Here is a 24,750-nt window from a genome sequence, read left to right on the forward strand (position 1 = left end):
GCCAAATATTGTTAAATAAAAAACCACCGGGAATTCCGGTGGCTTTGTTAACAAGATTAAAGGATATATTAATTAATAATATTATAGTTTGCCTGTGCATCGGTTTCACCTCCTGTATGGGTTCCATACACGACTCCGTTTCCACTCACTGAAGAAGTTTCAGAAACTGTTACCGGCTGGTGGAACAATGTAAGAACCAGCTGACTAGCTGCAGAAGTATTTTTTACAGCAGTATTCACAACCCATTTTGTTTTCAATCCCACACGGTTTCCATCTCCTCTTGTAGAACTGGCATCATCGGTACGTGTTAAAGTAATATCTGAGTTTGGGAAGTTATACACCAGGAAATGTTCATTCTTTGCATCTCTAATTTCCTGAGTAGCGTCTTCATTACCATTCTTGAAGATTACTTCTACATTATAGGTATGTCCATTGATTAATTTAACATTAGGATTCGTTGTACTGTTCACTTGGTAATCATAAACAACAGGAGTTCCCGTAGCTTCATCCGTTACTCTTAAGAGAACATCTGAAAGTTCTTCCTGAGGAAGGTCATCTGCTTCATCGTCACTTCTGTTACATGAAGTTAAGCTTAAAGAAACAGCGAAGAATAAAAGTCCTAAGATAAGAGTCGTATTTTTAAAAATATTTTTCATTTTTTTGATTTTAAGTAATTAAAATTGATATTTAAGAGTTAAAATAAAGTTTCTTCCCATTTCGTTGGAAAAGAAACGAAGTCTGTTCAGATAATCTCTGTAAGACGTATTGAATACATTTCGAATTGAAAAGTCAACTCCGAAATTTTTAGACAGATTCACCCCTGTCTGAAGGTTCCAAAGCGAATATCCGTTTGGAGGTGTAGAAATATCTACTTCTTCATTGTAAGCATTTCCGTCAGAATCAAATAATCTGATCGGGACGTTATAAACCGGAAACCTTGTTTGTTTTAAATAAGTATTGTTACTTACTGTAAAATAAAAGTTTTTCCATTCTTTCTTATTGAATTCCAATGAATTATTAAAATTCGGCGGCATCATTAAAATAAGAGGTACATCATTGGTCAGATCCTGTCCATACACATAAGATCCGCTTCCTTTATAAGTCAGATTATCCGTGATCTTAAGCTGAACATCCAGATCCAATCCATACATTTTCGCATTGATCTGTTGATAATTGTAAACTACAAAAGCCCCGCCCCATTGTGTATTCTGATATCCTGTAGGAATTTGGTTGATGAAATTCTGAGTATAAAAGAAATACGGATTTACTGAAACATTCAATCCTTTTAAAATATTTGCTTTTACATCGGCAACTAAGTTAAACTGATTTCCCGTTTCACTTTTCATTCTCATATCTCCTCTTTCAATAATGGCTGCAGAATGGTGAAGTCCGTCTGCAAAAAGTTCTGCAACATTCGGAGATCTGGAAACTCTCGCATAATTGAATTTCAAGTTAAAATATTCAGATGGATGATAGACAAGCCCTCCATTTACAGAAACATTGTTATAGCTTAAAGAAGGGTTTGTAAGAATCCTGTTTTGGTTTATTCTTACTACAAAATCGGAATAATCTGCTGCATACTGTTTATTCCAGTCACTCAGATCATACCATTTTGTTACGTTATAATGATCAAAATCATATCTTCCTCCCAATTCAAGATCCAGTTCGGGGGCAATTTTATATTTTAATACAGAATAAATTCCTGCATAATATCGGTCATAATTGGGAACAAGTCGTCTCGCCTCAGTCTGAGTATTGGAATAGTTGTTTTGATACCCTGCATTGATTCCTGTTTCAAGATTCCATTTTCCTCTTTCTATCAGGTGATTCACATTCAGATCGTTGGTGATCAGCTCAAGGTCCAAAGCCGGCTTTTTACTCAGTTCTTCAGTACGTCTGATATCATATTCTTTTCTATGATTGTACTGAAAACTATAAGTAGCCGTAATTTTTCCAAAATTTTCAAATCTTTTGTAAGCAGATACTTTAGCAATATGATGCTCGATTTCCTGTTTGGGATTATCAATATCATAACTAAAATCTCTTTGGTAGACTGGTTGTGGTGCTGTAAGAGCATTACGCAAATCTTCAGAATTCCCCACATGAGAGCTTCTAAGAATTCCCACTGTGCTCTTTGTCAGATAATAATCAAATGAAAAACCTTTTTCAAATGTCATCTTCTGAACTCCAAAATTAAATCCTGAGCTCTCCAGTCCGGTATTCATCAAGCCATACTCGGGAGCTTCAAGATCTCCCAGTTTTTTATAGCTTCCATTGGTTTTTATTGCCCAGCCGTTTTCCCATGTTTTTGCCAGTTTTACATTAAGATCGGCTCCTCTTCCGTTAGAAATTCCAGAAAGGGAAACACTCCCCATGATGGTATCTTTCTTAGGCAAAACCTGAGGCTGTAAAACAACAACTCCACCTACTGCTCCTCCTCCATATTTCAAGGCAGATGCTCCTTTTATTACATCAATATGTTCAAAATTATTGACATCTACATTGGGTGCATGTTCTACTCCCCATTCCTGTTCGGCTAATTTTACCCCATCATTAAGAATGGAAACTCTACTTCCATAAAGCCCATGAATAATAGGTTTTGCGATATTATTTCCTGTCTTAAGAACATTAACCCCGGAAATATTTGTTAAAAGATTTCCCAGGTTTTCGCTAACATTTCTGGAAATCATTGCTTTGTCAATGGTTTTCACAACCATGCTTCCATTATTCTTATGACTTCCGTGAACCGTTACCGTTTCAATATCCTTGATATGATGTTCCAGGGTAATCACCAGCTGAACATCCTTATCAACTCCTATATTTTCAGTATAGTCATCGCAATCAGGATGCTGCGCAACGAGTGTATACTTCCCTGCAGGAATTTTGTCAAAAGAAAATTTACCATTTTTATTGGTTCTGGCTGTAAAGTTCCCGATTTTAATCACAGCATTTTCCAACATAGTCTTGTCGTGAAAATCCTGAACGGTTCCTTCTACAGTATAAGTTTTTTGTGCACTTGTAAATACTGATCCACAAAAGATCAGCAGCAGGCAATATATCAATTTCATTGTAAATAGATTGATTGCGTACCCTTTCAATAAGGTACATTTTCGTTAAAATTTGTGGGAAGGGTTGGTTTAATTGTAAAAAGTATAATGTCTAATGAGAAGTTAGAGGTTAGAAGCTAGAAATTAGTAATTGAACATTATTCAAATATCAATTACGGATTAACCGTTGTTTTTCTTAACAACTTTAAACCTTAAGCTTTAAACATCAAATTTGAAGCATTAAACATTGAACTTTAAAGTAAAAAACTTTAAACCCTATAGAATCTGTGAATTATGAAATTGCGGGCGGCCCCCGAAGCTGAAAATTGAATTTGGTCTGAGACCAGATTTTCTCCTGAACGGCGATGATTTGTTTTACTTCATGGCTGTAATGCTCGAAAGTAAAACTGAATTCTTCAGGAGCTAAGGTATGTCCGGTAACCAAAAAGTGGCAGGCCAGACAATCGCCAGCTTTCTCTTTAGTAACGGCTTTCGTCACTGTATTCTCCACTTTTTTAAGATTGAAAGCCTTAAAGTAGTCGACAGAATCGTGATGGTGAAAGCTCTGAGAAAGCAGCGCGAGGAAATATACCCCAAACAATAGCTTGGAGATAAAACTCTTTAAATTTCTGCTTTCTTTAAAAATCATGGTTCAAAATTATGAAAATAATTTAATTGTTTCCTTAAACTTTTATTAAATTACTTTGCAACTATTGATAATATGTAGTAACAAATAAGGTTCTGTTACAAAAAATGCTTCATAACTTTTAGTTGATGAAGCATTTCTATTTTATTTTTAATCAAGTTGGGTTCCAAGATATTCCCACTCCTGTAGTGCTGTGTCCAGCTCTTCCTTCGCTTTATTGTATTGCTCTAAGGTTTCATCTGAAGGGTTTTCTTTGGCAAAAGAAGCTTCCATTTCCTCTACTTTTGTTTCAAGCTCAGAAATTTTCTCTTCTACTTTTTTGATTTTATTCTGAATATTTTTCTGCTCTTTACTCACAATATTAGAAGTCTGACTGCTGCTCACAGCTGGTTTTTCTTCTACTTTCTTGGGTTCTACCTTTACTTCCTGGTGAAGTTTGGCTTTTTCTGCAGAAATCTCTCTAATCGTTTCTTTTTGTCTGTATTCAAGATATTCGTTGATATCTCCAAGGAATTCTTTCATTTTCCCATCACGGAATTCGTAGATCTTATCACAAAGTCCCTGAAGGAATTCCCTGTCGTGAGAGATTACAATCAAAGTTCCTTCAAAATTCTGCAATGCCAGCTTGATAATTTCCTTAGACTGAATATCAAGGTGGTTGGTAGGCTCATCCATGATCAATGTATTGAAAGGACGAAGCAATAGTTTACAGAGTGCCAGACGGTTTCTCTCTCCTCCGGAAAGTACTTTTGTTTTCTTAGAAACGGCATCTCCCTGGAAAAGGAAAGATCCTAATAAGTCTCTTACTCTAGGTCTTGTCTCTTCTGTTGCAGCGTCTTCTGCTTCTTCCAGAACCGTTTTATTAGGTGTTAAGACCTCTTCCTGATTTTGAGCGAAGTATCCGATATTCACATTGTGACCAAGATTCCAGGTTCCTGAATAATCTTTGATATCTCCAGCTAAAATTTTAGCTAAAGTTGTTTTTCCCTGTCCGTTCTGTCCTAAAAGAGCAATTCTGTCTCCTCTCTGAACAATGAAATCTACATCATCAAAAATCTGTTTCTGCCCGTAAGCTTTCCCAAGATTTATTGCTTCGAAGATCACTTTCCCCGGCACCATAGATTGTACGAAACGGATGTTGAATTTTGAAACGTCTTCATTGTCAACCTCGATACGTTCTATTTTATCTAATCTTTTAATAAGCGACTGTGCGAATGATGCTTTTGTAGCACTTGCACGGAACTTATTAATGTTGTCTTCCATCTGCTTGATCTCCGCATCCTGATTCTTTTTAGCCTGAATCAGTTTTTCACGGCGATCTTCTCTCATGACCAGATACTTGGAGTAATTGGCTTTATAATCTTCAACTTTTCTATTGTTGATATCGAAAGTACGGTTACAAACCGCAGTCATAAACTGTTTATCGTGACTTACAAGAACAATAGCTCCCGGATAGTCTTTCAGGAAGTTCTCCAACCAGATGATGGATTCCATATCCAGGTGGTTGGTAGGCTCATCGAGAAGCATAATGTCATTCTTCTGCAGAAGTAATTTTGCCAATTCGATTCTCATTCTCCATCCTCCGGAAAATTCATCGGTGATTTTTTGGAAATCATCGGCTTTGAACCCTAAACCAAATAACACTTTCTCCATGTCACCTTCAAGATTGTAGGCATCATGGTTCATCAAAAGGTCATTCAGCTCGGTCATTTTATTAATCAGATCTGTATAAGAATCACTTTCGTAGTCTGTTCTGACAGTCATTTGGTGATTCACCTCCTCAAGCTCGTTTTTCCATGCATTAATCTGTTCGAAAGCCTGCATCGTTTCAGCCCAAACCGTTCTTCCTTTTACGAAATCAAGATCCTGTTTCAGGAAACCAATGGTAACACTTCCTTCAGTGACCACTTCTCCTTCGTAGAAATTAATTTCTTTGGAAAGCATTTTCAATAAAGTGGACTTCCCCGCTCCATTTTTACCTACCAGACCTACTTTATCATCCTTTTTAATGGTGAAATTGACATTTTGAAATAAATAATTTCCTGAATGATGTAATCCTAAACTTTGAACCGAAAGCATTTTAATTGATAATTAGTAATGAATAATGAATTTTCGCCCGCAAAAATACGTAAAAAGAAATGAATAGCCCAGAAATAAAAAAAGCGGCCTACTTTAGGTCGCTTTTTCCTTTAATGTCAATGATGCATAAAATTTTTTATCCAGCGGTAAGCGGAGGTGTTTTTCTTCCCGACTCTACCATTGCAATCATCTCTACAAGGGTTTGTGCACCCTCTTTGTAGGTTACCTGCTTGATCCCGTGGTGAGATCCTATTTCATGTTGCAATTCGTTCAAACTAGTGGCCTGAGCCATAGTCATTTTTTTACTGCCATTTTTGATACTGATCTCGTATTCAAAAGTCTCTAAAAGTTTTTTTGCTTTTTTAAGCCATGCTGAAACTGTCATAATTATTTTGTTTTTGGGGTGATTGAATGATTGGATATAAGGCTTTTCATATTTCGCTTATATTCCTGTTTTTATTTTGAAGCTTCATAAAATGAACAGTTCAAAATAACGAGAATTAAAATCCAAAAACTACAGTAGAATGTACCAAATTTAAAACTAAGTAATTATACTTAATTGATAATCAATATATTTACAGAAAAGGAGACACCTGAATGATGTCCCCTAACCTAAATTTAAAACTGAGAAGTGATAGCGTTAATTATTAATTCCATTTAACTTGATCGTTGAGGATGTTTTTAAAATTGAACGAATCCAGATATCATTGTTGGGCACGCTTGTTCCATACAGAAAATCTGCTACAAAGCTGTCTTCCGGCAAATGAAGTTCTACGGAAAGCCTGGCCTCACTGGTCTGATCTACAGAGGTACTGCTGGAAACATTTAATCCGTTATTGATCAGTTCAATATTAATTTCCTTAGGCGTTCTTTTCTGGAAAATATTACTATATAAACCAAAATTGGAAGAAATATGGGTATAATCTGCAAATCTTCCGAAATCATAGATCGGTTTTTTATTGATGGAAAGATCTTGTATATATTCTTTCATTTTGCTATAAAAACGGTTGAGAAAAGAATGTTTATTATAATCTGTTCCAAAATAGGCATCGTTTTCTGTGCTGAAGATGGACAATACTGTATTGGTCTCATCCATCATGAGCTTTCCATAGACTTTTGAAAGATCATTGTATACTTTATCCCTGCATACATAAGCCTGGGAAAGACCATCTTTTGTTTCAACTTCATAGCCGGAAAGCAAAGCATCCCAGATTTTATTTCCTTCAGCATTGGTTTTTGCATTTCTGATATCTGAAACATAGCTATGCAAATCATCAATATTCATGAAATCTGTAGAAATATAAACAGATTGTGGTCCTTCCAGATAGCCGCCACCTATATCTGCATGATCACCTGGTACAAAGATTTCTTTCCAAACCGATGACTGCTTTTCTGATTTCTGATCCTGCATTTCTTTTGAATTCTCAAAAAAACCGGTAAGCGGGAAAAAAAACCGACTCTCATTCACTGCACAGATATGCAATGCATTCTCTACCTGGACAGGGACGCTCAGATTATAAGTATTGAAAGGCTTGGATTCTACGGTATCGAAAGCTCCTAAAAATTTTATCCTGCAATTTTCCAGAGAATAATAAGTTGAAAGATAGTTGCAGAAAGTTCTTGCCAGCATCCCTCCTCTGCCAAATCCATAGATATAAAAATGATATTCCTTTGTCTGATCAAGAGCAATCTGCCGTACAAACTCCTCTGCTTTCTGAAGCTTATCGTCTGAAGAATATCCATTTCCGTACGGTGGGTTTGCACATGTCGCCATTGCAAAATTATTATCTTCACTCCCTGCTACAGTTCCAATTCCTTCGATATATATTTTTTCATCACCAATAAATAAACTGTATAATTTATAGATATTAGTGAAGTTGCCATAGTAGCTTTCATTATTATTCAGCGGTTTGTCCGGTGAAAGAATATTTACCCCATTATTTCCTGTACCGTCGAAGAAAATCCCGACGGAAATCACTCTACTGCCATTCATGTTTTTACTTTAATTTTTATTACAGATCTTGTTTGTGTTTTTTTTCAACTAAAATCCCTAAAAGAGACATTTCAAAATAACAGAAGAAAAGCAAGGTTAACTAGAGTGAAAAGTACTAAATAAAAAATTCCGTATTTCTACGGAATCAAGTTATATTTTTTCAAGAGAGTAAATATTGTTGACAATGGCATAAATGACTATCCCTACTGTATTTTTGGCTCCTATCTTCTCAAGAATACGCTGTCTGTGACTTTCTACGGTTCTCGGGCTGATAAAGAGTTTTTCTCCTATTTCGTTGTTGGTAAACTCCTGACAGATCAGTTTTACAACATCTTTTTCTCTTTCGGAAAGCTCATCTTCTGTCTCAAAAAGGGAATTTTTCTTAGCCGTGCTGTTCATATAGGTAAACAGCATCTGATGGTCTTCCGCTGTAAAGAAAACTCCGTTTTTGTCAACCATCGTAATGGCATCAATAAATGTTTTTTTATTTGAGTTTTTTGGAAGAAATGCTGATACTCCCAGTTTCACCATATATCCGAGGATAGAGGTCTTATAATGGGATGATAGAATAATAATTTTAAGGTCAGGATGTTTTTCTTTTAAGATTTCTACCAGTTCAAAGCCATTCATAGGTTTCATCTGAACATCTACAAGAGCAATATCAGGAAATTCATCTTCTGAAAGTTTTTCGAGGTCTACTATAAAATCGGGGCCGTTATCTGCGGTAAGGCATACCGATATATTTTTTTCATTGGACAGCAACATTTTTACCCCTTCGAGGATCAGCTGTTCATCATCAATCAGTGCTAGTTTGATTTGGGAACTCATGATGTTTTGGAATTTTTATGATTAAACGACTTCCTTTATTCGAAAAAGTTTTTTTCCATTTGTGTGTAGCGTTCATAGATTTGATACGGGATTCAATATTTTTAATTCCCATTCCTTTTTTTACGTCTTCATATTCGAAGCCTTGTCCGTTATCGGAAATAATGACCGCCATATTTTCAGGATAATCTTTAATATAGATCCAAAGGTCTGCTGCATTTGAATGCTTGATCACATTGGTTGTAAATTCCTGAATAATCCTGTACAGCTGTACTTCTACAAAAAGATCTTTTTTTTCATATCCCGGCATTACCTGCAGGGAAATATTAATTTTGTGGGAAAGGTTGGATATTAATTCTTCAACATATAAAACCAGCCCCACCGATTCCAGATTTACAGGATATAATGAATGAGAAATACTTCTGGCAGCATCAATCAGGGAAGACATCTGACTGTAGATATTTTTTTTGATCAGATCATCACCCTGGGTATCAAGATTATTCAGCCATAAGGAAAGAATATTGAGTCGGTTTCCAATATCGTCATGGATCATTACTGCAATTCTTTTTCTTTCTTCCTCCTGGGCTTTAATGTTTTCCAGCACTAATTTTTTCTGGTGCAGAACTTCCGCTTCATGCTGTACATTTTTCTCCTTAATAATTCTGGTTATAAAAGCTCTGTAAGCAAGCAGAATAAACGATACTATAATTGTTATGGTAACAATTATAAGGATAAGCAAATTGATATTTAAAGTTACTTCTTTAATTTGATAAATGTATATAAAAATGAACAGTACAAAATACTCGAAAGAATATTATTGGCACTGAGAATAATATAATAATCGTTTTCTGAAAGGTTGGCTATCTGGTGCTGGATGATAAAAATAAATACTGAAACAGAATAATAGAAAAAAATACTGGCATCTACCAGAAGAAAACGGTTCTGTGCAGACGTATTTTTAATCTCACGGATCAGCATAACTCCGGAGAGGCAAATGATCATAATATTGGAAACTACTTTCGCAATATCAGCATTGGAAGGGTAATCAAATCCATATTTCGAGATCATAAAAGCCACCGCTAGTGAACCTGTAAGACCAAGAGCATATTTTGGTCCATCCAGTTTTCTGATAAATAATCCTGTCAGCAGAAAAAATTCCCCGGCGATGTAGAAAGGATATAGAAATGAAGTATCATTCAGCCTGAAGATATAGGGTAATACCAGATTCAGGAGTTCAATAAAAAAAAGAAAAGCAATACAATAAAAATACTGCTTTTCTTTAGAATTTAATATGCGATATTTTGCTGCTCCCAAAAGTATAACAGATAGAAGCAGTCCATAATTCAGGAATAAAATTACCTTATAAAGTTCGGCCATTCCTTGAGTATATTATTTTAAAATTCACATCCAACATCTACATCCGGTATACGGCAGATAGGAGGACATGGTTTTGCCCAGTCATAGGTATTTGAAATGGTCTGCGCCCCAGCCACTGTATTACTCTTAGGGTTCTCAATGAAAGAGATAAAAATAAGGGTTACCAGCATTTTCCCATAAATATCATTGTATTTAAGGCCAAAAGAGCAGGTAATACTCGTTAGGTTTTCATCTGAAAGACAAAGGTCTGCCGTAGGAACATAGAATTTTCTGAAAATTCCGCTTCCTTTATCTTCTCCACATTCTTTGTAAAACCAATCCATACCTTCATTTCTCCAACGCTCAATCGCATTTACTGCAATATCCTGTTCAAGAATTGGTGTACTGGATATAGGAAAAGACATATTGGAATCTTTCTCTGTTTTTTCAAGACTTTTGGAAAGAACTGCATTTTTAACAACGGTATATTCCTGAATTTCCTGAAGCCTCACGTCTTTCTCCAGTTCGGTAAGAAAGCAGTATGGATATTCTTTTACATCTATTTTTGTTCCTTTATCATTCATAGGATAAAGAATCATAATCAAACGCTCTCTATAGACTCCTATTGCTGAACAAAACTCTTTATATTCCTCAAAACCTTTCATCCATTCAAGGTGGTCTCTGGAAATTCTAAAAACATAATTGGTAGGAATAAGACTCTGAATTTTGGAAAAATCAGAAAAGCGAGCTCTCCACTCACCCGCTGCAGCTCTACATTCTTCTACAGGAAGCATGTAGTCTACAATGTTTAATGTTGTCATAAGCATAGTTTTTGGTTGTATAAAAGTATATAAACTAAATATGCTATGCAAGAAGATTTTTATTAATAATTTTTCACCGTAATATGATAACAGCTCTGCTGTTTTTCTTTGATATAATAGATTCTACCGGCCTTTTCATAGTGCTTCAAGACCTTTTCAAGAGCAGCTTCCATTTTGGGATTGTACTTCAGAACGTTGTTGAATCTTATATAAGAAATATCAAAAGAGTTGCCGTAATTATGAGAACTAATCCCTAGTGAGGCATTAGAGTTTACTCTTCTCAGCCTGCACTGATCTTCAAGAGTTCTGGTGATGGACGAAACTGTGAATGTACCTCCTTTTGTATCTTTACTGAACTTTGAACCTATTTTCTCCAAAGTAGCTTTTGCTTTTGAAACCATATAAGCCCTGCTGTAATCAAGTCTCTGAATCTGATATCCTTTACTGGTCTTTTTTATTTTATGGAATTTCCCGTTATTGATATACTTCTGTACTGTTTTGGAATCTTTCAGAAGCTGTATTCCGAAACTCTTTGAAGCATCAAGATGAGGTTTGTAAAGCGGTGTAGGCTCCACCTTCAATACAGTAGCAAAATCATAGCAGGGAAAAGATTTCTTTGCCGTCTGCGAATCGTGTAAACTATAAATAAAAGGTACGAAGACCACACAAAAAAACTTTCTCATTCACCATCCTTTAAAATTACAAATGAAAGATAAAACATTTATGTTATCTCTTCCAAAACCGACTATAACACTCTTTAAATAAATCCCAAACAAACTTTACACCAAATTATTGATTTTATAATTTTTGTTCCCACTTTTTTGAAATATTTTTTCAGTTTTAACTTTTTACTTTAAGATTTAAATTTTACATTTGAGATACATTAAACAATAAACAACATGATAAAAAAACTTTTCGCTGAATTTTTCGGCACATTTTGGCTTGTTTTCGGAGGTTGTGGAAGCGCTGTTTTCGCAGCTGGTGTTCCAGACATTGGCATCGGACTTTTAGGAGTTGCCTTGGCCTTCGGTCTTACTGTTCTTACTATGGCTTACGCTGTAGGACATATCTCAGGAGGACATTTTAATCCCGCAGTTTCTTTTGGACTTTTAGCAGGGGGAAGATTTCCTGCCAAAGATCTTATCCCTTACATTGTAGCCCAGTGTCTGGGAGCGATTGTTGCTGCAGGATGTCTGTATACAATCCTTAACGGAGCAGGAGCAGTGGAATTCTCAAAACCCGGAGATTTCGCCACCAACTTCTACGGAGAGGCCGTTTACAACGGAAAGGCTTTCAGCATGGGGGCTGCATTCCTGGCTGAGTTTTTATTAACCGCTTTCTTCCTTATCGTAATCATGGGAGCTACGGATAAATGGGCCAACGGTAAGTTTGCCGGTCTTGCTATCGGTCTTGCCCTTACTTTGATCCACCTGATCTCTATTCCGATTACGAATACCTCTGTAAACCCTGCAAGATCGCTTTCACAAGCAGTCTTCATGGGAGGAATTGCCATGTCACAGCTTTGGCTGTTCTGGGTAGCTCCTATCTTAGGAGGAGTTGTAGGAGGATTGATCTACAAGTTCTTACTTCAGAGAGACACTGCAGAAATCGCAGATTAATTTTAATAATTATAAAGTAAAAAATCCTGTCAGGCGGCAGGATTTTTTTATTTTTCTGTTCTTGAGTTTTTTGTAAACGAAAAGTTTTTATGAAGAAGGATTTTTATTTAAGGAAGTAAAGTGGTAACGACTATGTCGCTGATGAAGCTAGTAATACAAAAGCTTAGTAAGAATCAATTTCATTGGTTCCACCTTTGCATCCTCAAAACTTAAAAATAGAAATTAAACTTTGTGTTAAAATCAGAAAATCATCTTTATTTTAGTTTTTTGATGTCAAATGGGTTTTTGAAGATCAGTTCTTCATGCTTGCCTTTGATTTCCATTTTACGCTGAAGAAGGTTCAGAGCCATTTTCCTGATAAAAAGGTCTTTATCATTCAGTTTCCAATAAGAATCTTCGTGAAGCTTTTTAGGCTGGCGGATAAGGTAAAATTCGGTTTCCCAGGTGTCTACATTATGGTAAAACTCGATAATCCCGCAATGCTCAGGGATAAGAGCAGCATCTACCATTCCCATCGGGAGCAGAAAACTGAAAGCATTACAGATATAGTCTCCACAGGAAATTTTATCGTGTTTCAGAAATTTTTCTCCGGTATCTTTATTGAGATATGATTTTTTGAAATCATTTTTAAAATCACTTTTTGACAGCTTGATCTCTATTTCATGACTTTCACCTTCTGAATCGATGGTCAGTATATCCGCTTCCCAATCTGCCTGAAAATAATTAGTCAGTACGATCTCTTTTTCAAAATCGCAATGGGCATGGATGTAGGCATGTGTAAGTTCTTCTATTTTGATCATTCGTATGATTGTAAAACGTACAATGGTAAATTTTTATTTTATCAAACCAACGGTGAATTTTGCTAAATGCTATTTTCACTTCACGGATAAAATTCACAATTGATCTATCCTTTTTCCTAGCTTACCAATAGACTGCATCCTCTGATATCAGAATGATCTATCCTTCCTAATACCTGAAACTTATCTCCTTCTATTTTCCCAAGATCCTGTGTTGCAATAAATGAGCAGGAATGGGTATTGGCAAGATCAATGATATTAATAGCCCCCGTTCTTCCTTCTTTTTCGTAAGCCAAAGGGTCTTCTGCATTCCGAACCATGATTCTCATCCAGTTTGGACATTTATATTCATTATTTCCAAGTGAATAAGCCTGTGAAAGCAGTTCCGTCATAGAATATTCTGAATAAATCTTTTCTGTTTTAAGACCATTCTGTAAGATTTTCAGCAATTCATCTTTGGTCATTTCTTCTTTTCGCCCTTTCATTCCTCCGGTTTCAATCACTATTAAATTTTCTGGAAAGTTTAGGGATTCTTCGCTTTGCTCAGAATGACAATAGTCTAAAAAGTCAAGAAGAGCAAAGGAAACTCCGAAGAGAATGACTTTTTTATCCTGTAATGTGTTCAAAAGGTCAAAGAGGTCAGAATGGTTGTAAAGGAAATATCCATTTTCCGGTTTGGCAGATTTTTTCATAAGATAATCCACCATATAGATCAGTGATGAATTCTGCTTTTCCAGATAACTAGGAAGTAATCCCAGGAAAATAAACTCTTCAGGTTTTCCTATAAACTGTTCAAAGCTTTTATAAATACTCTCTTCATAAAGTTCCGGATCTGCAATAAAATGCTTTGAAAGATTCATCTGCGTAGTTCCTGAACTTTGAAAAAACAAATCTGTACTCACGTTTTTATCCAGAATCAAATGATTTTTAAACATTTCTATTGGCAAAAACGGAATTTTCACCAAGCTGTCTACCTTATCAGGATTCACCTTCAGAAAGTCTACAAATTTCCTGTATATTTCAATATTTTCATATTGATATCGAAATGTTTTCAATGATGCATTCAGAAAATCCTGTTCAGTCTGTATGTTGAATATATTTTTCAATTCCATAAACTTTTTGAGCTTATTACTCCCTCACTATGAAGTAATTATAAAGATAAAACAATGTTATTTAATAATTTTTTAATCTATCAAATCTATTTTGGTAAACTTATTGCAAGTATTTATTTGGAATATGGATTAAAAACAAGAATCGGTTTCGGCCCATTCGAAGATTACCTCTTTTTAGGGGTAATTTTTTTTGCTTTATTTTTCAAAAGTCTTTAGTTCAAAATCCTTTTCAAAAACCCCATAAGTAAAATAGGAAATCCAGTCTCCGAGATTGATATATTTTGAATTCTGTTCCAGCTCCAGCACCATAGGCAGATGTCTGTGCCCATAGATAAAGTAATCGATCTTCTGGGTCTTCAGCTTTTCTTTGGAATAAATAATCAGAAACTCTTTATCCTCTCCCAGGAAAGCTTTGTCTTCTTCTCCGGAGATCATTTTATTTTTTTGAGAAAGGTAGAGTGCAACTTTCATTGCAATATCAGGGTGAAGCCATTTGAAAAACCACTGTGCCACAGGATTGGTGAATAATTTCTTCATTCTTTTATATCCTTTGTCTCCAGGTCCCAATCCATCTCCATGTGCCAGCAGGAACTGCTTCCCTCCCATTTCAAAATATTGTTTCTGATAAAAAACAGTACATCCTATCTCCTCTTCCAGATAATCTTTCATCCACAGATCATGGTTTCCAACAAAGAAATAAATATGAATTCCTCTGTCTTTAAGCTCTGCAATTTTTCCAAGCACCCGGACATATCCTTTGGGAATAACATGCTTCCATTCATGCCAGAAATCAAAAAGGTCACCCATTAAAAACAAAACCTGAGCATCTTCTTTGATCTCATCCATCCAACGTATAAACTTATCCTCACGCACCTTGCTTTCCTTCGGTGTAGGAGCACCAAAATGCTGATCTGAAGCAAAATATACTTTTTTTCCAGGTTCTAAATTAATTATCGTCTTTAACACCTTCTGAGTTTTGTGGGATATAATTATTGATTATCTTCTGCAAACCATTCTCCATAAGAGTTTTCTGTCTCATGAAGTTTAAGATAAGCTAAAGAAATTCCATCAGGAAGTTTTGATTTAACTTTCGCAGCAATAGCATACAGCATGTTTTCACAAGTTGGCTGGAAGCTGCAGTAGATTACTTTATGTCCTTTCTGTTCAAGGTCATCTCCCAGTTCTTTGTGTGGAGATAGTGCATTGACAAGAACCGAATGGTCCCATACATCTACGATCTCAGATTTTACGATACTTTTGATATCTCCGAAATCTACCACCATTCCATTTTTAGGATTTTCAATATCATTGATTGGTTTTCCTTTCACTGTCACAAACAGCTTGTAGGAGTGTCCATGCATATTTTTACATTTCCCATCGTAGTTGTAAAGCACGTGAGCAGTTTCGAATGTAAAAATTTTTGTAATACGTATCATAGTGCAAAGATATGACAAAACCGCTTAACACAGAAAAGACTGTTTCTATTACGGTGATATTAACATATTCTTATTAGTCGATCTTGAAGGTTACATTATTATTCTGGGATCCATCAACGTTGATTGCGTTGTAAGATAGAATGAACAAGAGATTCAGCAAGCGCTTATTCATAATTGTTGGTTTTATTGTATTACATCTAGGAAAAAAATATTTATTATTTTCCGGGACTTAATTTATCTATTTCTATTTAAAAAAATTTCTCCAGCCAGTCTCTCTCCAGGCGTTTGATCTTCTTGGTTTCCGGATCAAAAAGAATCCAAAGGGTACTTGAGTTTACCACCAGTTCATCATTGCAGTAGAATTCTACTTTTCTTGGCTGTTTGGCTCCTTCAGGATTCATGGGATAGGTTCTTACTGTGATGACATCATTCAGATAGACCTGTTTTTTATATTGTATGTGGTGATCCAGAAGCATCCAGGCATCATTCACATATTCGGTTTGATGTTTTAGAAAATCCCAGTGTTCTGCTGCTATTTCTTCTACCCAATGTACATATTGTACATTATTCACATGATTGTTCTGATCTATATGCTCTTCTGTTACCTTTATCTGTTTTTCGTACATTAAATTCATTCTCCTGAAAGTTTACTCAAATTTATCATTTTAAAATAAAATTCTCTTACTCCTATAGAAACAAATCCTGCATTTTATTGCATAAAAAAACGGAATCAGAGATCTGATTCCGTTTACAATATTTAGTATACTGTGAAATTCTTATTTAGATTTTCCAGCAGGTTTAGCAGCTGTTGTTGTTCCTCCTAACTTAGTTTTCACAATACTTGTGATGTCCTCACTTCCGTCAGTGTAAAGAAGATTATTAGATTCCTGCGCTGCTGTATCAAATACATAGCTCAGACTTCTTTCTTTTGCTACAGCATAAATAGCATCTCTTACTTTCTTCTGCAGCGGGCTAAGCAATTCATTTTGTTTAGCAGAAATATCTTTAGCAGCCTGTGCTCTGGTTTCTTCTATTTTTTTACCTAAAGCCTGTAATTCTGTTTGTGCTGCAATCAGTTCTTTAGTTACAGCTTCTTTGTTGGCTTCACTCAGTGTTTTTTCTTTATCCTGAGCAGTTTTCAGCTTGGTCTGATAATCATTAATCAGCTTCTCAATCTCTGTCTGCTTGCTCTTAGTCAAATTATCAATGGTAGTTCCTATAGTTTTCACTTCAGATAAACTTGCAAAAACCTCCTCTGTGTTTACACTTCCAACCTTCTGTTGAGCATTTGCGATATTTGCAGTAAGTGTTAATCCTAATGTAATAAAAAGTACTTTAATTAAATTCATGTTTAATAATATTTTTCCGTCCCCAAATATAATTCAAATTTCAATTACTTATGATGTGATATTTATTCCCTGCATTATTTTGAAGTTTAAATGAATTAAAAACAGTTTTAAACAAAGAAAAACCTCCCCATAAAAGAGAAGGTTTAACATCAAAAAATATGGAAAAATGACTAATGAAATTGTGCGGTTTCTGTAGAATCCCTCATCGCTACAGCAGCAAGATATTTATTATAAGCAGAATACTTCTACTATATAAGTTGAAAACTCTACATATATTTGATTGATAATATCTAAACTTATGGAGAAACAAAATACAGGCACCCCATTGGAATATTCTGATTCAAAATATTTTGTTTATTTTGAAGTATATCCTTCTGAAATAAGTAAATTAAAAAAAATTATTCAGCAAATTGAGGGTGAGAACACATTTATGCTGGAACAGGAATTCGGAATAACTTGTAAAATTAACAATCAGGCAATTCCTGAAATTGTTCGTGAGCTTTCTGCTCATAATATTGCTGTTTATGGAGTTTTGTCGAGCAGTTTATTGGAAAGAAGTAAAAATTACTCAATAGACCATCTCTCTTAAATTGAATGAATTATCGACTATTACAAAACAGCCTTCTTTATTGTTAAAACCCCTTTCTCAAAAAAATTAAGAAAGGGATTTAATTAACATCAAAAAAATATGGAAAAAAATGACTAATGAAACTGTGCGGTTTCCGTAGAATCTTTCATCGCTACAGTAGCTGAAGAGCCGTTGGTAACAATATTCTGTACTTCATCAAAATATCCCGTTCCTACAAAAGACTGGTGCTTCACTGCTCGGAATCCTTTCTGCTGCAAAGCAAACTCACGCTCCTGCAGTTCTGAATATCCGGCCATTCCTCTTTCTTTATAGGCTAAAGCCAATTCAAACATCGCTGTATTCAAAGCATGGAATCCTGCCAGCGTAATAAACTGGAATTTGTACCCCATTTTAGCCAGCTCTTCTCTGAAAGTAGACATTTCCTCTACGCTCAGCCTTGCCGCCCAGTTGAATGATGGGGAACAGTTATACGCAAGCATTTTACCGGGGAATTTTGCATGAATTCCTTCTGCAAATTTTCTTGCCTGCTCCAGATCAGGATTTGAGGTTTCCATCCAGATCAGGTCTGCATAAGGAGCATACGACAAACCTCTGTCGATCCCCTGTTCTACACCATTTCTTACCACATAAAACCCTTCAGCAGTTCGTTCTCCGGTCACAAACTTTTTATCCCGGTCATCAATATCTGAGGTCAGAAGGTCTGCAGCATCAGCATCTGTTCTTGCAATAATAAGACTCGGAACACCCAGTACATCGGCAGCCAGACGTGCTGCAATCAATTTATTAATGGCTTCCTGCGTAGGTACCAATACTTTTCCACCTAAATGTCCGCATTTTTTTGCAGAAGAAAGCTGATCTTCAAAATGTACGGCAGCAGCTCCTGCTTCAATCATTTGCTTCATCAGTTCAAAAGCATTCAGATTACCTCCAAAACCGGCTTCTGCATCTGCAATAATTGGCACCAGATATTCTTTATTCCCAGCTCCGCTTACAGACTGTACCTGATCTGCTCTTAGCAATGCATTATTAATTTTCTTCACAACAGAAGGTACTGAATTCGCAGGATACAACGACTGATCCGGGTACATTTCTCCTGATAAATTGGCATCTGCAGCCACCTGCCATCCTGAAAGGTAAATAGCTTCCAGACCGGCATCTACTTCCTGCACCGCCTGATTGCCCGTGAGTGCGCCAAGCCCTGCTACATAATCCTGGTTATTTAATTTATCCCAGAATTTTTTGGACATTTCTGTAGCAATGGTATAATCTATTGTATACGAGCCACGAAGTTTTAAAACTTCTTCTGCTGCATAGGGTCTTTTAATACCATTCCAGCGTGGGTTTGTCAGCCAATCTTGCTCTATAGCCTGGATTTGTTCTTGTCTTGTTTTCATAATATTTGGATTTTGTTAGATTAGGATTTCAAGGTATGAGATTTGAGATTCTGGATACGGGATGTGAGGTTCAAAATTTCAGACACTCCCATTCTCTCATTCTCTCACTCTCAGACTAAATAAAAGGATAGGCTTTGAGGGTCAGAAATTCTTCAAAGTTTGCAGAGAAGATCAGTTCATTGAAAAGTTCTTTGGCAAGGTTGAATTTTCCATTGTTGAAGCGGGCTTCTCCCACGTATGTTTCAATATTGTCCATTTCTTCTTTTTCCCACTGCAAAATCATATTGCGGGTTAATGTTCTGTCATCACTTAACACCGCTTCATTTTTCAGCCATTGCCAGATCTGTGTTCTTGAGATCTCTGCAGTAGCGGCATCTTCCATCAGGTTATAAATGGCGGCAGCACCGGTTCCCATCAGCCAGCTTTCAAGGTAAAGGATTCCTACATTGATGTTTTTTCTGACTCCTTTTTCAGTAATGTCTCCTTTTGGAATTTCCAGCAGGTCACTTTCCGTTATATGATATTCGAATTTTTTATCAATTTGATTTTTTGAAGGCATGTACTGGTCAAAAACTTCTTTGGCCACAGCTACTAATGCAGGATGTGCCACCCAGGTTCCGTCATGACCGTTTTTTACTTCACGTTCTTTATCATTTCGCACTTTTTCAAAAGCTTTGTTATTGGCCTCTTCATCGTCTTTTACCGGGATTTGGGCGGCCATTCCGCCGATAGCATGTACATTTCTTTTATGACATATTTCGATGACTCTTTTTGAATAGGCACTCATGAAAGGGGATGTCATCGTTACCTGATCTCTGTCCGGAACGATAAATTCCGTGAGATTTCTGAATTTTTTGATATAGGAAAAAATATAATCCCATCTGCCACAGTTGAGTCCGGCACTATGTTCTTTTAATTCAAATAAAATTTCATCAATCTGAAATGAAGCCGTAATGGTTTCTATTAAAACAGTAGCCTTAATGGTTCCTTCCTGAATTCCCAGATAGTTTTGGGCAAAAACAAAAACTTCATTCCACCAGCGGGCTTCTTTATAATGTTCCAGTTTCGGAAGGTAAAAATAAGGACCACTTCCTTTTTCTAAAAGCGGCTTTGCATTTCTGAAGAAATAAATTCCAAAATCAACCAACGAGCCGGAAGCTTTTTCTCCATTGATTTCTATATGCTTTTCCGGAAGATGAAGGCCTCTTGGACGAATCTGCAAAATGGCCGTCTTATTATTAAGTGTATAAGCTTTTCCTTTTTCGTTAACAAAATCAATAGTCTGGTTAATCGCATCAGAAAGATTAATTTGTCCCTCGATACAGTTTTCCCATACCGGCGAACTGCTGTCTTCAAAGTCTGCCATGAATGTAGAAGCTCCTGAATTCAAAGCATTGATAATCATCTTACGGTCAACAGGTCCGGTAATTTCCACTCTCCTGTCCAGCAAATCTTCAGGCAGCGGTGCACATATCCAATTTCCATTTCGGATCTCTTCTGTTTCTTTCAAAAACTCAGGAAGGTTTCCCTCATCAAATTTCTGCTGTGTTTTTTTCCTTTCTTCTAAAAGTTCAAGTCTCTGATGATTGAAATTCTGATGAAGCGCAATCAGAAAATCTACCAAATCCGGAGTAAAAACTGCTTCAAACTGTTTCTGTGCCTTTATTTTTATTTGAGTCTTAGTTTCCATAACATATTGATTTTGTGATTTGATATTACAAACATATATAAAAACTTTTACAAAACAGCGAACGTTCGCTAATTTTATTTAAAATTTATTATGCGAATAATCGCATCTAATTATTTATATTTGAGTAATGAATTCAGAAAGTGACTTTATCAAAACAGTTTTCGGACTAAAACTGAAACAGCAGAGACAAAAGAAAAACTGGTCTCTGCAGGATCTTGCCGTAAAGACAGGGTTATCAAAATCTTACCTTAATGAAATTGAGAACGGAAAAAAATATCCGAAGCATGATAAGATCATTCAGCTTTCTGAAGCTCTGAACTGTACTTTTGATGATCTTGTTTCTACTAAGCTTGATAAAAGTCTTGCTCCTTTTAATGAAATACTACAGTCGGATTTCTTCAAAGAAGTTCCGCTGGACCTTTTCGGAATCAATAAAAATAACCTCATCAGCATTATCAGTGATGCTCCCAAAAAGGTAACTGCTTTCATCAATGCGCTAATTGAAATCTCCCAGAATTATAATCTTGGAAAGGAAAGGTTTTATTTTGCGGTATTAAGATCCTTCCAGGAATTGTATGACAATTATTTTCCAGAAATTGAAGAAAAAGTGAATCTGTTCACCAAGGAAAATCAGTTAAAAATCGGGAAAAATTTAAAGTCTGACATTCTGGAAAAGATTCTTACCGAAAAGTTCAGTTATACCATTCAATCTGAAGATTTTGAAAAATATGGAACTCTGGATAATCTTCGCTCACTTTTTATTCCTGAGAAAAAATTATTACTCCTGAATCAAAAACTGGAAAAGGATCAGAAAACTTTTATCCTTGCTAAAGAAATCGGATTCAATGTACTGGAATTAAAAATCCGTCCCAATACCTATTCATGGCTTGACTTTGGAAGTTTTGAAGAGATTCTGAATAACTTCTATGCTTCATATTTTGCGGGTGCTTTATTAATTTCAAAAGAACCCGTCATTGAAAAAGCATCAGAATTTTTTCAGCAAAATACATGGAAACCGGAAAACTTCGAAAATCTCATCAACAGCTTTACCCATTCCCCTGAAACTTTTTATTACCGCCTTACCAACATTCTTTCGGCTGAAATGGGAATTAAGGATTTGTTTTATTTATGCCTGGTAAAAAAGAAAAACTCAGATAAAATCCAGATTTTAAAAGAGTTGCACCTGAACCACCAGCAGGCTCCTCATGCGAACGCCACCAACGAACATTACTGCAGAAGATGGATTGCAGTAAAAAATATTGATTATTTAAAAGAAAATGAAACCCTTACGGATGCTCAGATTTCGCATTACAAAGATCAGGGAATAAGCTATCTTGTGATCTCCACTTCACAGAAGAATCCTTTTTCGGATGGAAGCAACAGAAGCTACTGTCTTGGTATTTTATTGAACTCACAAACGATCAAGAAAATAAGTTTTATAAAATCACCTTCTTTAAAAACCATCAATGTAGGCGTTACCTGTGAATCCTGTAGTATTGCTGATTGTGAAGTAAGACAAGCACCACCGGTAAGGCTGGAAAAGGAACATTTTAACCTAAGTATGAAAAGTTCTGTTGAGAAGATCAGGAAAAAGTTTGAAAATTAATGTGGAAAACGCTTAAAGAGTGAAGGTTGGCACACTTCGTTTGTGATTTTTTTATTCTATTGATATTGATTTGCTATTGATTTTGCAGAGCAAAAATTGACTATTATTTTATATCTTTAGTACAAAACACAATCATGATATTAAACTTGTTATTTCCCAATCGTTGCGTTCACTGCAACACAATCATCGGCTCTGAATTTTTGGTATGTGATCTCTGTTTTAGCCAGATTCATTTTACACATTATGATTATTTTGAAAATAATCCGATTAAAGAAAAATGCAGATTACTTTTCCCTGTTGAGAATACCTTTGCTCTGATACAATTTGAAGAGGAAAGCCTAAGCCGGCAGATTATTCATGAACTGAAATACAGAAGCCGGAAAAAAACAGGAAAGATTCTTGCAGACTGGACTACTGAACGGTTAGATTTTAAGGACGAAAAACCTGATCTTTTGGTAAGTGTGCCTCTTCATCCCAAGAAATTGAAAGAACGGGGCTACAATCAGCTTCATTTATTCACAGAGACTTTATCTGAGTTTTATAAAATCCCTTTTGATCATCAATTAATCAAGAGAAATCATTATTCAAAGGCACAAGCATTAAAGGATAAGAAACACAGACTGGAGGCTGTCAATACATTTTCCGTAACCCAGCCTGTTACCGAAAAGCATATTCTTTTGATTGATGATGTTTTTACCACAGGAAATACGGTTTCATCTATTGCATGGGAGATTTTAAATGCAGGGAATAACAAGGTAAGTGTTTTAGTAATGGCGCTGGATGTTTGATGTGAAGTGCGAGATGTGAGTTTCGGGGTACGTGGTGAGTGGATTATATTCAAAAATATTTTCAAACTCTAGAACTCTCAGACTCTCAAACCCTCCCACACTCCTACCCAATCTATTTTCCTTATTCAATTCTTTTTCCTAATTTTCCGGAAACTAAACCACTATGCCCAATCTGATTTTATTACACGGAGCTTTAGGTCACAGCGATATTTTCACGCCTTATCTGAGCACTCTGTCACCATATTTTACCGTACATACTCCTTTATTTTCAGGACACGGAAACATAGAACTTCCTACAGAAGGCATAAGTATTGAAAAGTATACTCAGGAATTATCTGAATATTGTGAAGTGAATAATTTGACAGATGTTTCCATCTTCGGGCACAGTATGGGAGGTTATGCAGCACTTTGTTACGCAATGAAAGCTCCTGAAAATGTAAATTCTATTGTAACGCTGGGAACGAAATTCGACTGGACTGAAGAGCAGGCTTTAAAAGAAAGCAAGATGCTTAATCCTGATGTTATTCTTGAAAAAATTCCGCAGTATGCTCAACTTTTAGAATCTCAGCACGGATCAAAATGGAAGCAACTTCTTCCGGCTATTGCTGATTTAATGATTGATTTAGGTAAAAATCCTCCTTTAGAAAATAATTTGACTACTATTAATGTTCCTGTTCAAATTATGGTAGGAGACAAAGATAATATGGTAACTATTGAAGAGAGCACAAGGGTTTACAAAAGTCTTCCTAATGCAAAATTGGCCGTACTCCCGGATACAAAGCATCCTATGGATAAAGTACGACCTGATTTATTTTTGAATTTAATAAAAGACTTTTGGAATCTTTCTTAAATTATCTCTGAAGTTTTTCTCCGTAGCTAAGATCTCCGGCATCTCCCAGTCCAGGCGTAATATAACCTTTAGATGTTAACTGTTCATCGATGGCTCCTACCCAGATGTGAGCTTCAGGATAGGCATTCTGAATAGTCTCAACCCCTTGTCTTGATGCAATGGCTGCCACAATATGAAGCTGAGTTGGATTTCCATTGGTCAGCAAATCTTTAATCGCTTCAATTAAAGAAGCACCTGTTGCCAGCATAGGATCTGCCACGATCAGAGGTCTTCCTTCGATACTTGGGCACGTAAGATAATCCTGTTTGATTGAGAAATAATCGTTAGCATCATGTTTTCTGTATGCTGCTACAAAACCACAGTCTGCTCTGTCCAGGTAATTCAGAATTCCTTCAAACAATGGAACTCCCGCTCGTAAAATAGTTGTAATAACCGGCTGTACAGCAATTTCTCTACTTTTTATTGTATCTAAGGGCGTTTGAATTTCAACATCTTTATACTCCAGTCCTTTACTGATTTCAAAAGCGGCAATCTCTCCGATTCTTTCCATATTCCTTCTGAATCTCATTCGGTCATGCTGAATGTCAACGTTTCTAAGTTCGTTGATCCATTCGTTGACAAGAGAAAAGTTTTGCGATAAAATAGTAAGCATGAAAATTTTATTTTTTTTTAATTTCAGTTAATTGATATTAATTCTTGCAAAATTACAACTAAAAAACGAATTGAAAGATTGAGCCTGAGGAGAAATCAAGT

At 35.9% G+C, this 24,750-nt stretch carries 25 protein-coding genes; 5 read left to right on the forward strand and 20 right to left on the reverse strand.

From position 1 onward, the window contains the following. Positions 1–68 precede the first annotated feature (68 nt). The 11 genes from DBR39_RS15515 to DBR39_RS15565 all read right to left on the reverse strand — a co-directional run bounded on the left by DBR39_RS15515 (position 69) and on the right by DBR39_RS15565 (position 11,450). Positions 69–656: a hypothetical protein gene (locus DBR39_RS15515; RefSeq protein ID WP_124534589.1), complete on the reverse strand. Its 588-nt coding sequence runs from the start codon at positions 654–656 to the stop codon at positions 69–71. 18 nt (positions 657–674) lie between these two features. Beyond that, a complete protein-coding gene (locus tag DBR39_RS15520; RefSeq protein ID WP_124534591.1) occupies positions 675–3,068 on the reverse strand; it encodes a TonB-dependent receptor in 2,394 nt (797 codons plus the stop codon). Between the two features lie 271 nt (positions 3,069–3,339). Next, entirely contained in the window at positions 3,340–3,696 is a 357-nt protein-coding gene (locus DBR39_RS15525; RefSeq protein WP_165835308.1) for a hypothetical protein, read from the reverse strand. A 147-nt stretch (positions 3,697–3,843) separates the two neighbouring features. Continuing rightward, positions 3,844–5,772 carry an ABC-F family ATP-binding cassette domain-containing protein gene (locus tag DBR39_RS15530; RefSeq protein WP_124534593.1) on the reverse strand — a complete coding sequence of 643 codons (1,929 nt, stop codon included), beginning with the start codon at positions 5,770–5,772 and terminating at the stop codon, positions 3,844–3,846. Between the two features lie 136 nt (positions 5,773–5,908). Beyond that, complete coding sequence (locus DBR39_RS15535; protein WP_103231806.1) at positions 5,909–6,157, reverse strand: hypothetical protein; 249 nt, start codon at positions 6,155–6,157, stop codon at positions 5,909–5,911. A gap of 255 nt (positions 6,158–6,412) precedes the next feature. Next, positions 6,413–7,765 (reverse strand): T6SS phospholipase effector Tle1-like catalytic domain-containing protein, encoded by a 1,353-nt coding sequence (locus tag DBR39_RS15540; protein ID WP_124534595.1) that lies wholly within the window; start codon positions 7,763–7,765, stop codon positions 6,413–6,415. A gap of 150 nt (positions 7,766–7,915) precedes the next feature. Further along, positions 7,916–8,593, reverse strand: a complete 678-nt coding sequence (locus DBR39_RS15545; RefSeq protein ID WP_103231808.1) for a response regulator — start codon at positions 8,591–8,593, stop codon at positions 7,916–7,918. Next, positions 8,562–9,329, reverse strand: coding sequence for a sensor histidine kinase (locus tag DBR39_RS15550; protein ID WP_228447846.1), 768 nt, complete (start codon positions 9,327–9,329; stop codon positions 8,562–8,564). The genes DBR39_RS15545 and DBR39_RS15550 overlap by 32 nt, the downstream gene beginning before the upstream one ends. A 14-nt stretch (positions 9,330–9,343) precedes the next feature. Next, a complete protein-coding gene (locus tag DBR39_RS15555; protein ID WP_124534597.1) occupies positions 9,344–9,967 on the reverse strand; it encodes a hypothetical protein in 624 nt (207 codons plus the stop codon). Between the two features lie 17 nt (positions 9,968–9,984). Next, positions 9,985–10,767 carry a hypothetical protein gene (locus tag DBR39_RS15560; RefSeq protein WP_228447847.1) on the reverse strand — a complete coding sequence of 261 codons (783 nt, stop codon included), beginning with the start codon at positions 10,765–10,767 and terminating at the stop codon, positions 9,985–9,987. A gap of 62 nt (positions 10,768–10,829) precedes the next feature. After that, positions 10,830–11,450, reverse strand: coding sequence for a DUF5715 family protein (locus DBR39_RS15565; protein ID WP_124534601.1), 621 nt, complete (start codon positions 11,448–11,450; stop codon positions 10,830–10,832). Positions 11,451–11,669: 219 nt separating this feature from the next. On the opposite strand from DBR39_RS15565, the gene aqpZ reads away from it, so the two are divergent. Then, the gene (gene aqpZ / locus DBR39_RS15570) at positions 11,670–12,386 is read left to right on the forward strand and encodes an aquaporin Z (RefSeq protein WP_034696881.1); all 717 of its coding nucleotides are present in this window, start codon (positions 11,670–11,672) and stop codon (positions 12,384–12,386) included. A gap of 254 nt (positions 12,387–12,640) precedes the next feature. Here aqpZ and DBR39_RS15575 read toward each other — a convergent pair whose 3' ends face one another. From DBR39_RS15575 to DBR39_RS15600, 6 genes are all read right to left on the reverse strand, one after another. Continuing rightward, positions 12,641–13,186: a hypothetical protein gene (locus DBR39_RS15575; protein ID WP_124534603.1), complete on the reverse strand. Its 546-nt coding sequence runs from the start codon at positions 13,184–13,186 to the stop codon at positions 12,641–12,643. Positions 13,187–13,302: 116 nt separating this feature from the next. After that, positions 13,303–14,295, reverse strand: a complete 993-nt coding sequence (locus DBR39_RS15580) for an acyl transferase (RefSeq protein ID WP_124534605.1) — start codon at positions 14,293–14,295, stop codon at positions 13,303–13,305. Between the two features lie 195 nt (positions 14,296–14,490). Beyond that, the gene (locus tag DBR39_RS15585; protein ID WP_124534607.1) at positions 14,491–15,261 is read right to left on the reverse strand and encodes a UDP-2,3-diacylglucosamine diphosphatase; all 771 of its coding nucleotides are present in this window, start codon (positions 15,259–15,261) and stop codon (positions 14,491–14,493) included. 23 nt (positions 15,262–15,284) lie between these two features. Beyond that, entirely contained in the window at positions 15,285–15,731 is a 447-nt protein-coding gene (locus tag DBR39_RS15590; protein ID WP_103231814.1) for a 6-pyruvoyl trahydropterin synthase family protein, read from the reverse strand. Between the two features lie 248 nt (positions 15,732–15,979). Then, positions 15,980–16,366 (reverse strand): acyl-CoA thioesterase, encoded by a 387-nt coding sequence (locus DBR39_RS15595; RefSeq protein ID WP_124534609.1) that lies wholly within the window; start codon positions 16,364–16,366, stop codon positions 15,980–15,982. A 141-nt stretch (positions 16,367–16,507) separates the two neighbouring features. Next, positions 16,508–17,080, reverse strand: coding sequence for an OmpH family outer membrane protein (locus DBR39_RS15600; RefSeq protein WP_124534611.1), 573 nt, complete (start codon positions 17,078–17,080; stop codon positions 16,508–16,510). Between the two features lie 298 nt (positions 17,081–17,378). On the opposite strand from DBR39_RS15600, the gene DBR39_RS15605 reads away from it, so the two are divergent. Beyond that, complete coding sequence (locus tag DBR39_RS15605) at positions 17,379–17,669, forward strand: hypothetical protein (protein ID WP_124534613.1); 291 nt, start codon at positions 17,379–17,381, stop codon at positions 17,667–17,669. A gap of 113 nt (positions 17,670–17,782) precedes the next feature. On the opposite strand, the gene aceA is transcribed toward DBR39_RS15605, so the two are convergent. Beyond that, on the reverse strand, positions 17,783–19,063 hold the full coding sequence (gene aceA / locus DBR39_RS15610; protein WP_124534615.1) for an isocitrate lyase: 1,281 nt from the start codon (positions 19,061–19,063) through the stop codon (positions 17,783–17,785). Positions 19,064–19,178: 115 nt separating this feature from the next. Beyond that, positions 19,179–20,753, reverse strand: coding sequence for a malate synthase A (gene aceB, locus DBR39_RS15615; RefSeq protein WP_124534617.1), 1,575 nt, complete (start codon positions 20,751–20,753; stop codon positions 19,179–19,181). A gap of 127 nt (positions 20,754–20,880) precedes the next feature. On the opposite strand from aceB, the gene DBR39_RS15620 reads away from it, so the two are divergent. From DBR39_RS15620 to DBR39_RS15630, 3 genes are all read left to right on the forward strand, one after another. After that, positions 20,881–22,359: a helix-turn-helix domain-containing protein gene (locus DBR39_RS15620; RefSeq protein ID WP_124534619.1), complete on the forward strand. Its 1,479-nt coding sequence runs from the start codon at positions 20,881–20,883 to the stop codon at positions 22,357–22,359. Positions 22,360–22,493: 134 nt separating this feature from the next. Beyond that, a complete protein-coding gene (locus tag DBR39_RS15625; RefSeq protein WP_124534621.1) occupies positions 22,494–23,147 on the forward strand; it encodes a ComF family protein in 654 nt (217 codons plus the stop codon). Between the two features lie 163 nt (positions 23,148–23,310). Next, positions 23,311–23,997 (forward strand): alpha/beta fold hydrolase, encoded by a 687-nt coding sequence (locus DBR39_RS15630; RefSeq protein WP_124534623.1) that lies wholly within the window; start codon positions 23,311–23,313, stop codon positions 23,995–23,997. 1 nt (position 23,998) lies between these two features. On the opposite strand, the gene upp is transcribed toward DBR39_RS15630, so the two are convergent. Then, a complete protein-coding gene (gene upp / locus DBR39_RS15635) occupies positions 23,999–24,649 on the reverse strand; it encodes a uracil phosphoribosyltransferase (protein ID WP_103234442.1) in 651 nt (216 codons plus the stop codon). Positions 24,650–24,750 lie beyond the last annotated feature (101 nt).

This window comes from Chryseobacterium sp. KBW03, from assembly GCF_003852415.1.
Lineage (GTDB): Bacteria > Bacteroidota > Bacteroidia > Flavobacteriales > Weeksellaceae > Chryseobacterium > Chryseobacterium viscerum.